Consider the following 15,704-nt stretch of genomic DNA (forward strand, 5'->3'; position numbering starts at 1 on the left):
AATATCTGTGAGCACCGGTTTGCCGCTGGTCACAGTTCCTGTCTTATCCAGCACGACGGTTTGGATCCCCTGCGCAGCTTCCAGATGCTCGCCGCCTTTAAACAGAATTCCGAATTCAGCTGCCCGGCCGGACCCTGCCATAATGGAAGTCGGGGTCGCCAGCCCCAAAGCACAAGGGCAGGCAATAACAAGCACGGCTATGGCTTTTTCCAGCGCATCGGAGAATTGCCCTGGCGCTCCCCATATATACCAGATTACAAACGTCAGCGCCGCAATGGCGACAACAATCGGCACGAAAATACCGGAGATGACATCGGCAATCCGCTGAATCGGTGCTTTGGAACCCTGAGCTTCCTCCACTACCCGGATAATCTGGGCCAGTGCAGTATCACGCCCTACCTTGTGGGCCTCAATCTTCAGCATCCCGTTCTTGTTCACAGTGGCCCCGATCACCGTATCACCCGGCTTCTTCTCCACGGGGATACTCTCGCCTGTCAGCATAGATTCATCTACCGAGGAGAGTCCCTCTATAACCTTACCGTCGACCGGAATCTTGGTTCCCGGCTTCACCAGCACAATATCCCCCGGAATCACCTCTTCTACAGAGATGCTCATCTCAGCCCCGCTGCGGATAACAAGTGCAGTCTTAGCCTGCAGACCCATTAAACTTCTGATTGCATCAGAGGAACGCCCCTTCGCCAAGGCCTCGAACCATTTGCCTACCAGAATCAGTGTAATCAGAATCGCACTGGTCTCATAATACATATCTACCGTATGGCTCATTCCGCTCATCCGGAGGGAATCTATCGTCAAGTACAAGCTGTAAAAATACGCCGCCGAGGTTCCCAGCACTACCAGCACATCCATATTGGCGCTGCCGTTCTTCAGCGCTTTATAGGCGCTCACATAGAACTGCCAGCCGATAATGAACTGCACCGGGGTAGCCAGTGCAAGCTGAAACCAGGGATTCATCAGCAGCTCCGGCGCCGGAATCCACGAGGTGAAGGAGAAATGCCCGACCATTGCCCATAGCAGCGGAAAGGACAGGACCGCCGAGATCATCCACTTATTGCGCTTGCGTATAATTTCCTGGCCCCGCTGGTCGGCTGTCTCTTTGCGGTCCTGTTTCAATGATGCCTTGTAGCCGATACTGCTGACCTTCTCCATAATATCTGCGGTGCTGATATTGCCGGGAGTATACTCCACATGAGCGGTCTCCAGCGCCAGATTTACGTTCACCGCCGCAATGCCGGGCATCCGACCGAGCACCTTCTCGATCCGGGCCGAGCAGGCCGCACAAGTCATGCCAGTGATATCAAAATCCGCCGATTCCTTAAGCGTATCATAGCCAAGTGAGCGGATTTTCTCTTCAATTTGCGGCAGACCTGCAACCGCAGGGTCAAAGCCCACCGTCGCCTGCTCCAGTGCAAGATTTACATTGGCCCGCGATACCCCCTCCATGCGCGATAACCCTTTCTCAATCCGGGCCGCGCAGGCGGAGCAGGTCATGCCTGTAATCTGCAGGGTCGCCTGCTGCAGGCCGGATTCTACCGTCTTTTCCATAGTCTTCGCACCTCCAGGTACCCCTATAGGGTATAATTATGTGAAAAAGAAAAGGCGTGGACGCCACCGGATCACATTAGATCCCGGCTCCAAGCCTTTATTGCCGGAATCCGGCTCACACTACGTCGTATCCCTGATCTTCAATAGCAGCTTTAATATCGTTCAGGCTTACTTTGCTCTCATCGTAATCGACCGCTACCTTCTTGGCTTGCAGGTCCACTTTAGCAGCAGCACCCAGGCCGCTTACGGCTTTCTCTACAGCACTGACACAGTGTCCGCAGGACATTCCTTCTACAGTTAATGTTACATTTGACATGATAAACCCTCCTATAAAATGTAGTGGTGGCTGTTAACCTCTATTGCCCTATTTCATAAGCTTGTTGACCGTAATCAGCAGTTCGTCGATAACCTCATGCTCTCCGGCTTCGATCCGCTCGATAATGCAGCTTCTCATGTGCCCTTCCAGCAGCAGCTTTCCGACTCCGCCGAGCGCAGCCTGTACTGCCGCAAGCTGATTCAGTACATCATCGCAGTAAGTATCCCGCTCGATCATGCCTTTAATACCGCGAATCTGACCCTCAATCCGGTTCAGACGGGTAGCAAGCCCATTCTTAAATTCCGCCGAATGATGACTCTTCCGTTCACCTGGAGTATGACAGCCGCTATCGCATGATGCAGAGGATTGCTTATCTTCGTTCGGTGCCATTCGAAATTACCTCCCCTATCCTGGCTACAGGTTTATCTTATTATACCCCATGGGGGTATGTCAAGAAAATTTTATCTGCACAAAAAAAGGATTTATGGCGAAGAACAGCGAATCAAAGATTCATTAAGAACAACCATTATTTACATATTTTCTAATCTTGAACAGAGGCGGGTAAGCTTAATGGTGTACGATGGCATCATCTTCGGACTGATAGTAGGGTTCTTCCGGGGCGGATTAAGACACGGCCTCGTTCAGTTCAGCAACATCCGGCTCAAAGCAGGCTGGATTTTCCCCCTGCTGCTGGTATTCCAATTTTTGTTGTATGATATTCAGGAGCGGTCGTCCACTGTAGCCGCAGCCAGCGGGTATATTTATATCGCTGTGTATGTGGTGGGGCTGATTTTTTTATGGTTGAACCGGCACAACAAAGGATTCTGGCTGATCTTGACGGGCGTATTCCTCAATTTTCTGGTTATGCTTGTCAACGGGGGGAGAATGCCGGTATCTTTTGAGGCAGCGTCTGTACTGGATCCGATTTACCTGCAGATGTTAAAAAGCGGCGATGCTGTCACCAAGCACTATCTGCTTGATGCTTCAACCCGTTTGCCTTTTCTGGGCGACATTATCCCCCTATCCAGCCCTTATCCGCGGACGCAGGCTATCAGTATTGGCGATGTGGTAATGAATCTCGGGATTTTTCTATACCTCCTGAACATTATGACACCTGCCGCAGTTGACCTGAAATCGCAGCCCAAAGTGCAGGGATAAGCCGCTAACTAAATAAAAAGGAGGGACTCCCATGAAAAAGAAACTGGAAGGCATCAAATATTCCCGTCTTGCGATCAATGCTATTATCGTAGCTTCCGTAATTATCGCTCTTACATCAGGTTTCAGAATCGGCGGACTATAATCTGGTCTCACTTAAGAAGCAGGCTGAAAACAGCCTGCTTTTTTGCAAATACTATTCATTTATCCCTAAAACCATTATTATGTACTCAGGCACATTTTGTTAATAAAGAGGGGTAATTATGTCAAAGTTTAAATCGTTTTCAGGCGTTATTAATTCTGGCCATATATACGCTCTGCTCATATGTCTTCTCGGAGTAGCGCTCTTTGGATACAGCAATCACTTAGAATTTCTAAACTATACTACTCCAAAATGGGTTTGGATTTATTCGCTTACCGGAGCCAGCTTACTACTTACCTTTTCTCTTGTTCAACTTCCTCCGGAGGGCAACGAGCTGACGATGGAATCCTCCGTGTATTTAGCATGCATCTTCGTCTTCGGCGGCTCCGGGGCTTTGACAGTACTTTTATTGAATTGCCTAATCTTCTACTTTTTTGATCGCAGCACCAGCTGGTGGAAGCATCTCACTAATTTCTCAATATACTCTGTGATGATCTGCCTCTCTTCTTATACATTCTCCCTATTCGGCGGACGGCCCGGGCCCCTTGTCAATGAGCATCTGACGGCTTATCTAATGACGCTTGCAGTCTATTTTATCGGCAACACGCTCTTGATCGGGCTATACTATTACATCCTATATAAAAGCACACTTTATGAAGCGATTAAGGATATTATTAAAGACTCCTTTATTGTATATATGTGCACCCTTGTCCTTTCTCTAATCCTGGTGGTCCTGATCGTTCACAACCAGTTTCTCGGTCTGGCTTTATTTTTATGTCTCAGCACGCTGATCTGCTATTCCTTTAAGCGACTGTTCGCCATGTACCGCAGCATTGAGGACCGGGCTAATACAGACCAGCGGACGGGACTATTCAATCACAGCTACTTTGAGGAAGTTTTGGAGCAGGAAATTCAGAAATCAAGGTCCTCCGGTGCGCCGCTGTCGCTTGCGATGATTGACCTTGACGACTTCAAGAAATATAACGATCATTTCGGCCATCTTCAGGGGGACAAGCTGATCTCCTTCGTCGGAGAAATGCTCAAAACCGAGTCCCAAAAATCCGGAACTGTTGCCGCACGCTACGGAGGCGAAGAGTTCACCCTGCTGATGCCCGGATATGACAGCCTGCAAGCCCGGGATTATATTGACCAGCTGCGCAAAAAACTCAACAATAGCAGCTTCGACGGTGTCGAAATTTTCCCGCTCGGCTGCCTCGCATTTTCAGCCGGCATTGCGGCCTGCAGCCTAGACATCCATGATAAATCACAGCTTGTCGATCAGGCCGATCAGGCCCTCTATTATTCCAAACGCCAAGGAAAGAATACTGTGCATACCTACGGGATGCATTCACCGCTGGAGCAGGAGCTTGATTTCAGCCAGGATGTGCGCGATATTGAGCAGCAGCTGAATCTGTTCATGTATAAGGACATGGAGACCTTCCGCCATTCCAAACGCGTCTTCCGTTATGCTATGGATATCAGCGAACTGCTGGACATCGACTCCATATCCAAAAGGAATTTCACCCTGGGCGCACTTATTCATGATATCGGTAAGCTGGAGATCCCCTGGAACATCCTTAACAAGAAAGACAAGCTTGCGCCTGAGGAATGGGAAATGGTCAAATGGCATGTCACCTGGGGCAAAAAAATGGCGCTTACCAATGATAAATTCAAGGAACTCGCTCCCTATATCGAGCTCCATCATGAACGTTACGACGGCAAAGGGTACCCCTACGGCTTCAAGGGCGAAGAAATCCCCCGTCTCTGCCGGATGCTGACCATTATCGACTCCTTTGATGCGATGACTACCGAAAGGCCATACCAGCCGACCAAGTCCTTTGAAGAAGCGATTATTGAGCTGCGGGCCTGTGCTGGAAGCCAGTTTGATCCGGAGCTCACTGAATTTTTCATTGAATACATCGAAACCCGGGAGCACCGCACCGGAGATACGGCGGTATAAAGCATCGCCGACTCCCGGCGGTGCTCTTTTTTTGCCCCAGCCTGATCCACTCTTTCTCATTCCAGCTCCCTTCCGCATACAGCCTTGGTATTAAGCCTATACTCACTACTAAACTACTTTGAAAATAATGGTTGCTCCCCTATTCAAATTTGAATATAATAAAAACTGTTTCAAGAACCAACGGAAAAGGAGCCTGCTAAGCATGCATACTAAAGAAAGTAATTTAAAACTCGTAGTTGTCGGCCTGCTGCTTGGGATTCTAATGTCCGCTATGGACAACACCATTGTAGCTTCAGCTATGGGCACCATTGTATCCGAGCTTGGCGGACTCGACAAAATCGTCTGGGTTACCTCTGCTTATATGGTCATGGTTATGGCCGGGACGCCAATCTTCGGTAAACTGTCCGATATGTACGGACGCAAGCGGTTCTTCATTTTTGGCCTTATTGTCTTCCTGGCGGGTTCCGCCCTGTGCGGAACGGCAACAAGCATTACACAGCTCAGCATCTACCGGGCCATCCAAGGCATCGGCGGCGGGGCACTGATGCCAATTGCCTTCACCATTGTCTTCGACATCTATCCGCCGGAAAAAAGAGGCAAGCTGACCGGTCTCTTTGGCGCCGTCTTCGGCATCTCCAGTGTCATCGGCCCGCTCCTCGGCGCCTATATTACCGATTACTTAAGCTGGCAGTGGGTATTCTATATCAATCTGCCCATCGGCATTGTGGCCTTTGTTCTGATTATGATGTCTTATAAGGAATCCGTCTCCCATGCCAAACAGCGCATTGACTGGGGTGGAGCTTTCACGCTTGTCGGCTCCATTATCTGCCTGATGTTTGCACTGGAGCTGGGCGGCAATCAATATGCTTGGGATTCTGCGGCTATCCTCGGCTTATTCGCCGGCTTTGCGGTCCTGCTGATTGCTTTCATCTTCATCGAGCGATACGCTTCTGAACCGGTCATCTCCTTCGCCATGTTTGGTAAACGCCTTTTCGCAACGAGCAGTGTAATCGGCTTGTTCTACGGCTCGACCTTTATCGTGGCAACTGTATATATCCCTATCTTTGTACAGGGTGTTTACGGCGGCTCGGCTACCAATTCAGGGCTTATTCTGATGCCGATGATGATCGGGACCGTCCTCGGCAGCCAGACCGGAGGACTGCTCACCACCAAAACCAGCTTCCGCAATATCATGCTTCTATCGGCTGTGTGCTTCCTTGCTGGGGTCTTCTGCTTGAGCACCCTGTCGCCGGATACCTCCCGGCTGATGCTTAATACCTTTATGGCACTGACCGGATTTGGTGTGGGCTTCTCCTTCTCCGTGCTCAGCATGTCCTCTATTCATCATTTCGATATGCGCCAGCGCGGATCAGCTACTTCCACCAGCACCTTTATGCGCTCGCTTGGCATGACACTCGGAATTACGATCTTCGGAATTATCCAGCGCAACGGCTTTACGAACAGCCTTAGCGATGCCTTTGGCGGCAGCGCAGAATCCGCTTCGTTTGGTGATTCGCGCGCAGCTCTGACACCAGAGGCAAGAGCCAACATTCCGGCTGCCGTACTGGATAAGATTACAGGGGCATTATCCGATTCCATCTCTCATACCTTTATGTGGGCGCTGATTCCTGCGGTGCTGGGCGTAGTCTTTGTATTCCTGATGCCTAAAGACCGCCTTACAGTTCAGCCAAAGGCTGCTCAGCACTCCACTGAACGCGGGTAACGGGCGATGTCTATGAAACTGGTGATCCTCGGTCTGCTTCAGGAGAAGGACATGCATCCTTATGAGATCACACTCATTATGAAGGAACGAATGTATGATCAGATGATGAAGCTGCAGATGGGCTCCCTCTACTATGCTGTCGACAAGCTGGCTGAGGATGATTATATTGAAGCTGTAGAGACGATCCGCAGCAATGACCGGCCGGACAAGACGATTTACCACATTACCGATAAGGGCAAGGCCTTGTTCGAGCAGCTTATACTGCAGCAGATTAAGAAAGTCGATCTGGTCTTTCATCCCCTCTATATGGCCCTGGCCCTCTCCCGCTATATCGACCAGGATAAAGTCGAGAAGGTACTGGAGGAACGGATCCGGGAGATAGAACATCAGGTCAACTATGCCTACCAGGTGTACGAAGACCATATTTCTGTCGTCCCCCGTTCGGCGCTTCATCTGATGTACGGCAGATATGAGCACAGTCTTACTGAACTGAAATGGCTGAAACGTCTCTATGAGGATGTTGCGGCACGCAAATTGAACGACTTCGGAACCCCGCTGTCGTTATAGGCAAGGAACAGAAGAGGCCCTCAGGGCCTCTTTGCTGTTTAACAGCAGCCTATTACGTGTATTAACGAACAAAACTGCAAAATGAGAGCGAGGAAACAAACATGAACGAAAACAAGAAGCCGCACGAGGACAAAAGACTGCAGGGAGACAACCGCGACCATCCGGAGCAATACCCGACGGATAAGCCCAGCCTGTTCGACATGCATGAAAGCGAGCAGAACGTCGATCCGATTCCGGTGGAGGATTTAACACTGGAAAAGCAAGAGGAGAAGGATAAGGAGGGCACGAAGCACCGTTCCTCCAGCGACAAAAAATACCACACCGGCTTCTAAAGGTGTACAATATTCCCTGATTCTTCAATTCCATAGTGACGGAGGGATATTTTTTGCTGAGAACGCTGCCACTTAACAAACGCGGAATTCCTGCCAGCCGCATAGCCTTAGGATGTATGGGGCTGGGCGGAGGCTGGGACCATGAACCGGTTACAGCTGAGAATATCAAACAGGGACATGAAGCAGTAGAAGCTGCATTGTCTATCGGCATCAATTTTTTTGATCATGCCGATATTTATACCCGCGGGAAAGCGGAGAAGGTATTCGGGCAGATCTTTAAAGACCGGCCGGGCCTGCGCGAAGAGATCATTATTCAATCCAAATGCGGCATCAAGCTGATTGAACCGGGGGATACCACCAATACGTTCGATATTTCCAGAGAGCATATTCTAAAAAGTGTCGACGGAACCTTATCCCGCCTCGGGACAGACTATATTGATATCCTGCTGCTGCATCGTCCTGATCCGCTGATGGACCCCGAAGAAGTAGCCGAAGCACTACATCAGCTCAAAGCGGCAGGAAAAGTGCGCCACTTCGGCGTCTCCAATATGAGCGCTGCTCAGATCAGGCTGCTCCAGCATTACTGTGACGAACCCTTTATCGTCAATCAGCTGCATATGAGTCTGGCCAAGATCAGCTGGCTTGATGCCATGGTCAGTGTGAACCGCGAGCCTTGGAAGGATATTACCTTTCCGGAGGGAACGATAGAATACTGCCGCATGGAGAACATCCAGCTGCAGGCCTGGGGGCCGCTGGCCCAGGGAAGCTTCAGCGGGCGTTCACTTGAAGGCCAGCCGGAGAATGTCGTGAATACAGCCGCACTGGTCAAAGAGCTTGCCCGGCAGAAGAATACGACGCCAGAGGCCATCGTTCTGTCCTGGCTGATGACCCATCCGGCGGCCATTCAGCCTGTCATCGGAACGGTGAATCCGCAGCGGATTGCCGCCTGCGCAGGTGCAGACAAGCTGGAGCTGACCCGCAAGGAATGGTATGACCTGTATGTAAGCTCACGCGGAGACAAGCTTCCTTAACCGCCAAGCAACTGCCCAGCCGGCAGAAGGCAGAATTCCCATGAGCTTGAAACTGCTTCTGACGTATACTATAATCTACCGAAACAAAGCAGCGGTTCTCCAGACATTGGAGGACCGCTGCTTTGCGTTATTGGCGATCTGTCAGACACGCTAATTGTTCTTTATAAAGAATATTTTACGTAAAACAGCGAAATTAGCAGTAATACAAAGATAATAACCCATTATTGTACGTTATTAAGAACTTTTAGGCTTAATTCACATTTTTCTTTTGCCCGGCGGACGGTGTATGATTTCCTTATCAAATCGTTCTTAATAAAGAACAAGTATAACGAATGAATGATCGTAAAGCCATGAGAGGGGGGCCAGCCTTTGTACCCCAGATCCGCCAGACGGCGTAAAAAAAAGCCAAGTAAAACCGGGCTTCGTATTCTGCAATCCGGTATGGCTGTATCCGTTCTTGTCCTGTACACCTCCGGTCAGATCGGCAGCACCTACGGAGAGTACAACACCTCGCTGCAGCAAACCAGCAGCATAGAGCTCTGCTCCGTCTTCCCGGGACAGCTTGAACAGCTGCTCTCGGAGCTGTCAGTGCACATCCACAGAATCATCGAGCTTAAGTCTTCTCTTGCCAGCCACAGCACGGCTGGAGAGTTCACAGGTCCCGCGGACCTCACAGCACTGTCTCCGGATGAGCTGGATCAGGCTGCAGAGCTTGTAGCAGGAAAGATTTACTCTGCCAATTCCGCCATTGCGGCAATTGATGCACAGCTCAACACCAACTTCAGGATCTGGCAGCAGATTCTGCAGGAGGCCAGTAGTGCGGCAGCTATTCTGCATCAGGCCTGGGGCTATATGCTCCAACTTGAACCCAATTGTCTGGAAATCCGTGATGCACAGATCTTCGGGCAAATCCAACTGGATTCTGCCCAAAGCGGAGTATTGTCTGAACCGCTTAAGAATACTTACAACGAAATTGTGGACTATCTAGGCTCTATTCATACAGCCGGCAGTATGCTGCCGCCAGGCAATCCTGACCGCGGATTACTTGGGCAGGAACACTCCCGCTTTTCCGGCGGCAGCGGGTTGCTTGATTTCATGGCCAAGGCATATGAAGCACAGCCTGATATTTCTGCCGAATTGCAGGCGGCCTATGAGCAGATGAATGCTGATCTAACCGCGACCCGGAGCAGCCTGTCCTCGGCAGTAAGCAGTCTGCACAATCAGCAGCTGGAAATCACAGATGCCAAGGCAAAGCTTCAGGAAGAAGCATTGGCGGAAAAAGCTGATGACGGCAAGCAGGACAATAAAGATCCTGCAGGTGACAAGATCCCGGTTGTTGAAGCTGGAGAAGGAAACCCAGAGATAACCGTCCCTGCGGTGCCGGACAACGGCAAACCTGCAGAAGATAAACCTGCAGAGGATAAGCCGGCGCCGGACAACAGCACCGCTCCAGACACTGCCGCCCCAGACGCCCCTGCTTCAGGTGTGGATACACCCGATCCGTCTCCAACACCGGCAGCAGTGCCTGTTCAGGACATAACCGAAAATGACAATACCGTACCGGAACTTCCCGCAGCTTCTCCTGTTCCGGTCACAGAACCCAGTAAAGGCGGCGATGAATAATGCGTATTAAAAAAATAGTCAGTACAGCACTGACCCTGCTGATGTCCCTTGTTTTCCTGCTTGTGGTAGTTGCCGTAGTGATCTCCAAAGCTTCCGGCGGCGAACCGGCTTTCTTCGGCTATCAGATCAAAACCGTCTTATCCGGCTCCATGGAACCCGGCATCCATACCGGCTCCATCGTTGCTATCAAGCCTGGCGGCGATATGACCCGGTTCCAAAAGGGCGATGTCATTACATTTATGAATCCTGAGAATATTCTGATCACCCACCGGGTCATCGATGCGACTGTAAACACTGCCACGGGTGAAGCTACCTATACAACCAAAGGCGATAATAATGATGCTGCGGATTCTGCTGCGGTCAGCTCAACGAATGTCGTAGGGCAATATTCCGGAGTAACAGTTCCTTATGTGGGGTACGCGATGAATTTCGCGGTTTCGAAGGCAGGCAGTGTCATGCTGATGATTATACCGGGTCTCCTGCTGCTGCTCTATGCACTCTACACCTCCTGGAAGGCCGTTTCCGCACTCGAGAAGAAAAGCGCCGCAGCCGCGCCGGCAGGCCCAGAAACCATGCCGCTTCAATAACTGATTGTTATCTCCCGTTTACGAAACGCGGAGTCACAATAATTAAAGGTACACCTGTTGCCAAAAAGATCTATGAGAGAGGGATGAACAAATGAATATTAAAAAAACACTGGGTCTCGGCGTTGCTTCCGCAGCGCTTGGCCTGACACTTGTCGGCGGAGGCACTTTCGCTTACTTTAGCGATTCCGCTCAGAGCACGGCTGCATTTAACAACGGAACTCTAAGCCTCACCTCTGACCCTGCTGTCATTGTTGATCTCAGCAATCTGAAGCCTGGCGATCTGATCACCAGAGATTTCAAACTGAAAAATGACGGCTCCCTCGACATTCCCAAGGTCTTGCTGAAGACTTCATCCGCAGTGACGGACACGAACAACAACAACGGCAGCCATAATCTGAAGGATGATATTATCGTTACTTTCCTGAATAACAACGACAAAAAACAGCCGGAGGTTCTTATCATTTCGCTCGCCGATCTGGAGAGCCAGAGCCCGGATCTCGTAGCCAGAAAATTACTGGGCACCGTGCTTGGAGGCGAAAAATCAGGCATTAAAGCGGGTACCGAGGATAAGCTCACCGTTCAATTTGCCTTCAAAGAAACCTTCCAGCCGCAAAACTACTACCAGGGCGACAAGCTGAAGCTTACCTGGAACTTCGAAGCCAGCCAGGGAGCCGGCGAATTTAAGTAAACCCTGCTATTCAATAATAAAAACATAACCGAGGAGGAATTTATATTATGGGTATCAAAAAAACACTGGGTCTGGGTATTGCATCGGCGGCACTGGGATTGTCTTTAATCGGGGGAGGAACGTTCGCTTACTTCAGCGATACTGCGCAGAGCACAGCCACCTTCGCGGCAGGAACTCTGGATCTGAATACCAGCCCGTCGGAAATCGTTAACCTCAGCAACCTCAAGCCTGGTGACATCGCCGTGCGCAACTTCACTCTGCAAAACAGCGGCTCACTCGATATCAAGGAGCTGAAACTGGCTAGCGCTTACACGGTAACTGATGCGGGTACGAATAACGCGGGACAGGATCTGGGTGACCATTTCAAAGTTAAGCTTCTCAAAGATACTTATGTCAGCGGCGACATCACCAATTTTGTCATCGGGGAAATCTCCCTGAAGGATCTGAAAAACACGGCTAACTATGATTTGATCAGCACCGGCGCACTGCCTGGCGGTATCGCAGCCGGACAATCCAAGGTCTTCAAGGTAGCCTTCGTCTTTGTAGACAACGGTCAGGATCAGAACGTATTCCAGGGAGATAAACTGGACCTTACCTGGACCTTCAATGCTAAACAAGGTTTAGGAGAACTTAAATAGTCGAGGTATTCTCACCAAAAAGGCATATCCTTCCCTAACCCGGGCGGGATATGCCTTTTTTATACACGGGACCGCAGCCGGTGACGACCAAACAATGATTTTTGTCCGCTATGAGAAAATTTGCTATACTGATAACAAAAAGTACGGAGGGCGTTTTAATCGTGCCAGATAATATGGGAAGTCGCATCCACCATCTCCGTTTGGAAAAGGGTTTGTCTTTATCTGAGCTGGCGGACAAGGCTGACGTGGCGAAATCATACCTAAGCAATGTGGAAAGAAACATTCAATCCAACCCCTCTATCCAATTCATCGAAAAGATCGCCGATGCGCTTCAGGTATCTATTCATGCACTGCTGTATGGCGAACCCCTGGAATCACAGGAGGCTTCACTCGACGGAGAATGGTTCCGGCTCGTACAGGAAGCTATGGCTTCAGGGATAAGCAAACGGGAATTTAAGGAATTTCTCGATTATCAGAAATGGCGGCTGGAGCAGAAGGATTAAAACGACTCCACTCTTCCCAGCCATACAGAAAAGGGCACAGCATCTCTTTCGCTGTGCCCTTTTCTGTATGTATCGTCCGGTCAGCCCCATCTCACATTACCTGCAACGTTTTTTCACTTAAAAACTGGCGGATCTCATCCACCTTGAGGCCGGCCTTCTTGGCCGACATCATCAAATACACCCATTCTAAATCCAGATCAACTGCCTGCAGTTCCCCATCATTCCCCTGGTTGGACATATCCAAGAAATCTCCTCCTAAGATTTTGCGTCCCCAGGCAGTCCGGCCGTCGTAGTATTTCTACATTAGACCCGAGACTTTGTGTCCCTGCCTTTCGGCGAGGTTTACCCTTTACTGGATCCTTCACATGAAAGGATCTGGCTAGAATTCATGAAACCGTTATCCGCAATAACATTATATAATGCCTTGCCCAAAAAGTGTGTCGATTAATGGAAATATATCATGAAAAGAATTTGAAAAAAATAGCTTAAATTTGTAATAATATGTGTAACTCAAATAGGCATTCTGCCAATTCTACCCCTTAGGACCTAAACTGAACCGCAACTATTTACCTATATATTTATTAAACCATATACCCAATTTTCAGAATTCAAAACACTAAAAAAATATATGATTGTTTCGCATCAATTATAGGCTGAATCATGCCGTTTTGCGAACGGAATAGATCAAAGTATGAATTGATTAGCCGCCCCTAAAGTAGCACAATAGGATAAGGAATGAAACCGCAAACATCGAGGCTCCACCTAACGCCGGTGCTGTTTGGGCGCATGTGGGGTTCATCCGTTAGGAGGATGTATTCATGGCAGCCAAAGGACCTTATAATGAATCCGTTTGGAGCAATTATTACGGACCGAATTTAGGTTATATTCAAGAGAAATATGAGCAGTTCGTTAATGATCCATCTTCTGTAGAACCTAACTACCGCGATCTTTTTACCACTTCCGGCCCTCCACCCCTGGATCCGGATATGGCCCAGGTACCGCAGCCTTCCATATCAGGAGATGCGGAGTGGCTGAAAAAGGCTGTAAGAGCCTCGAAGCTGATCGCTAATATTCGCATACATGGCCATCGGGCCGCCAACATTGATCCGCTGGACCGGGGGGAGAACCCTATGGCCCAGTGGCTGGATTATAAAACCTATGATTTGACCCGTGAGGATCTGCTGGCGTTGCCGGCTTCCCTGATCTGGGAGAACGCTCCGGGAGATGTCAAGACCGCATGGGATGCCGTCCAGCGCATGCTTCAGGCCTATACCCGGACTATTGCCTATGAATTCGGGCATGTGCATGACGAGAAGGAGCTGCGCTGGCTGAACAGTCAGGCGGAATCCACTAGCTCCCCTGCTCCCCTGAACAACAGTGAACGTAAAGAGCTGCTGAACCGGCTGATTCAGGTGGAACAGTTCGAGACCTTCCTGCACAAAACCTTTGTCGGCCAGAAACGCTTCAGTCTGGAAGGCAATGACGCCCTGGTACCGATGCTGGATGAAGTCGTGCGTGCGGCCGCCCATGACGGTGCAGAGCATATCCTGATGGGAATGGCTCACCGCGGACGCCTGAATGTATTGGCTCACATTCTGGGCAAACCGTATGATATTATTTTCTCAGAGTTCCATCACTCCCCGAATAAAGAGCTGTTTCCATCCGAAGGCTCCATGGGCATCAACTACGGCTGGACCGGCGATGTGAAGTACCATCTCGGTGCAGACCGTGCGGTAAGACAGGGAGAAACCGTGCGTACGCGGATCACGCTGGCCAACAACCCGAGCCATTTGGAATTCGTGAATCCAGTGGTTGAAGGCTTCACCCGTGCTGCTCAGGAGGACCGGAGCACACCGGGATTGCCGAAGCTGGACACGAGTAAAGCTATGGCTGTTCTTATGCACGGGGATGCCGCTTTCCCGGGTGAGGGCATCGTTGCGGAAACACTTAATATCGGCAAATTGAAAGGTTATCAGAATGGCGGCACCCTGCATATTATCGTCAATAACCGGATTGGCTTTACGACGGAAAGCGAGGATTCCAGATCTACCCACTATGCCAGCGACCTGGCGAAGGGCTATGAAATTCCGATTGTGCATGTCAACGCCGATGATCCGGAAGCCTGCATCTCAGCCGTCCGTCTGGCAAGTGCCTACCGCAATCTGTTCAAAAAGGATTTCGTGATTGATCTGATCGGCTACCGCCGTCACGGCCATAATGAGATGGATGACCCTGATACCACTCAGCCGATTGTCTACAGCAACGTCCGGAATCACCCGACGGTCTACAAAGTCTACGCCGAACGGCTGCAGAGCGAGAAAATCATTTCGGCGGAAGATGTGCAGCGTATGAATGCTGAGGCAGAAAGCGTACTGCAGGCAGCCTTTGAGTCTATGAAAGAAGGCAAGCACAAAAATGCAGAGTCCAAAACGGCAGTGGCTCTTGATGTGGGATCCGAGGCTCCGCGCACTACAGCAGTTCCGCTCAGCAGCCTACAGGAGATCAACCAGGAGCTGTTGACCGCGCCTCATGGCTTCAAGGTATATCCGAAGCTGGAGCGGATTCTCCAGCGGCGCAAGGATGCGCTCAAGGATGGAGAGCGGGTTGATTGGGCTTTGGCCGAAACGCTGGCCTTCGCGACCATTCTGAAGGACGGTACCCCGATCCGCCTCAGCGGACAGGATTCACAGCGCGGCACGTTTGCCCACCGCCACCTCGTACTGCATGACAGCGAGACAGGCGCACTGTACTCTCCGCTGCATCAGATCAAGTCATCTTCCGCTTCCTTCGGGGTATACAACAGCCCGCTCTCGGAAGCGTCGGTGCTCGGCTATGAGTATGGCTATAATGTGTTCGCCCCGGAAACCTTCGTCATC

The 15,704-nt window shown here is 50.3% G+C and carries 16 protein-coding genes and 1 riboswitch; of the genes, 12 read left to right on the forward strand and 4 right to left on the reverse strand.

What is annotated here, in order from left to right; translation table 11 throughout:
• The 3 genes from AQR02_RS25515 to AQR02_RS25525 form a co-directional block, all read right to left on the reverse strand.
• Positions 1 to 1,563: heavy metal translocating P-type ATPase (locus AQR02_RS25515; protein ID WP_148449215.1), on the reverse strand; the 1,563-nt coding region annotated here is incomplete at its 3' end.
• Between the two features lie 115 nt (positions 1,564 to 1,678).
• Positions 1,679 to 1,879, reverse strand: a complete 201-nt coding sequence (copZ, locus tag AQR02_RS25520; RefSeq protein WP_054943184.1) for a copper chaperone CopZ — start codon at positions 1,877 to 1,879, stop codon at positions 1,679 to 1,681.
• A 48-nt stretch (positions 1,880 to 1,927) separates the two neighbouring features.
• Positions 1,928 to 2,269 carry a metal-sensitive transcriptional regulator gene (locus AQR02_RS25525; RefSeq protein WP_054943185.1) on the reverse strand — a complete coding sequence of 114 codons (342 nt, stop codon included), beginning with the start codon at positions 2,267 to 2,269 and terminating at the stop codon, positions 1,928 to 1,930.
• A gap of 180 nt (positions 2,270 to 2,449) precedes the next feature.
• Here AQR02_RS25525 and AQR02_RS25530 point away from each other — a divergent pair, with 180 nt between their 5' ends.
• From AQR02_RS25530 to AQR02_RS25580, 11 genes are all read left to right on the forward strand, one after another.
• Positions 2,450 to 3,037, forward strand: coding sequence for a DUF5317 domain-containing protein (locus AQR02_RS25530; protein ID WP_054943186.1), 588 nt, complete (start codon positions 2,450 to 2,452; stop codon positions 3,035 to 3,037).
• Between the two features lie 713 nt (positions 3,038 to 3,750).
• Positions 3,751 to 5,136, forward strand: coding sequence for a bifunctional diguanylate cyclase/phosphohydrolase (locus AQR02_RS25535; RefSeq protein ID WP_342447503.1), 1,386 nt, complete (start codon positions 3,751 to 3,753; stop codon positions 5,134 to 5,136).
• Between the two features lie 202 nt (positions 5,137 to 5,338).
• Positions 5,339 to 6,859 (forward strand): MDR family MFS transporter, encoded by a 1,521-nt coding sequence (locus tag AQR02_RS25540; protein ID WP_054943188.1) that lies wholly within the window; start codon positions 5,339 to 5,341, stop codon positions 6,857 to 6,859.
• Between the two features lie 6 nt (positions 6,860 to 6,865).
• A complete protein-coding gene (locus AQR02_RS25545) occupies positions 6,866 to 7,426 on the forward strand; it encodes a PadR family transcriptional regulator (RefSeq protein ID WP_054943189.1) in 561 nt (186 codons plus the stop codon).
• 101 nt (positions 7,427 to 7,527) lie between these two features.
• Positions 7,528 to 7,758 (forward strand): hypothetical protein, encoded by a 231-nt coding sequence (locus AQR02_RS25550; RefSeq protein WP_054943190.1) that lies wholly within the window; start codon positions 7,528 to 7,530, stop codon positions 7,756 to 7,758.
• Between the two features lie 53 nt (positions 7,759 to 7,811).
• A complete protein-coding gene (locus AQR02_RS25555) occupies positions 7,812 to 8,789 on the forward strand; it encodes an aldo/keto reductase (RefSeq protein WP_054943191.1) in 978 nt (325 codons plus the stop codon).
• A gap of 369 nt (positions 8,790 to 9,158) precedes the next feature.
• On the forward strand, positions 9,159 to 10,412 hold the full coding sequence (locus AQR02_RS25560) for a prolipoprotein diacylglyceryl transferase (RefSeq protein ID WP_054943192.1): 1,254 nt from the start codon (positions 9,159 to 9,161) through the stop codon (positions 10,410 to 10,412).
• Entirely contained in the window at positions 10,412 to 10,999 is a 588-nt protein-coding gene (gene sipW / locus AQR02_RS25565; RefSeq protein WP_054943193.1) for a signal peptidase I SipW, read from the forward strand. Before AQR02_RS25560 ends, sipW begins: the two co-directional genes overlap by 1 nt.
• Before the next feature lie 91 nt (positions 11,000 to 11,090).
• On the forward strand, positions 11,091 to 11,687 hold the full coding sequence (locus AQR02_RS25570) for a TasA family protein (RefSeq protein ID WP_054943194.1): 597 nt from the start codon (positions 11,091 to 11,093) through the stop codon (positions 11,685 to 11,687).
• Positions 11,688 to 11,734: 47 nt separating this feature from the next.
• A complete protein-coding gene (locus tag AQR02_RS25575) occupies positions 11,735 to 12,325 on the forward strand; it encodes a TasA family protein (protein WP_054943195.1) in 591 nt (196 codons plus the stop codon).
• A gap of 173 nt (positions 12,326 to 12,498) precedes the next feature.
• Entirely contained in the window at positions 12,499 to 12,828 is a 330-nt protein-coding gene (locus AQR02_RS25580) for a helix-turn-helix domain-containing protein (protein ID WP_054943240.1), read from the forward strand.
• A 91-nt stretch (positions 12,829 to 12,919) separates the two neighbouring features.
• Here the strand turns inward: AQR02_RS25580 and AQR02_RS31620 are convergent, their stop codons facing one another.
• On the reverse strand, positions 12,920 to 13,066 hold the full coding sequence (locus tag AQR02_RS31620) for an anti-repressor SinI family protein (protein ID WP_082452084.1): 147 nt from the start codon (positions 13,064 to 13,066) through the stop codon (positions 12,920 to 12,922).
• A gap of 33 nt (positions 13,067 to 13,099) precedes the next feature.
• Positions 13,100 to 13,185: riboswitch (cyclic di-GMP riboswitch) on the reverse strand.
• 461 nt (positions 13,186 to 13,646) lie between these two features.
• Here AQR02_RS31620 and AQR02_RS25585 point away from each other — a divergent pair.
• Positions 13,647 to 15,704, forward strand: a 2,058-nt coding sequence (locus AQR02_RS25585) for a 2-oxoglutarate dehydrogenase E1 component (protein ID WP_054943196.1), incomplete at its 3' end; no start/stop codon positions are given.

The organism is Paenibacillus ihuae, from assembly GCF_001368795.1.
GTDB classification, from domain to species: domain Bacteria; phylum Bacillota; class Bacilli; order Paenibacillales; family Paenibacillaceae; genus Paenibacillus_AQ; species Paenibacillus_AQ ihuae.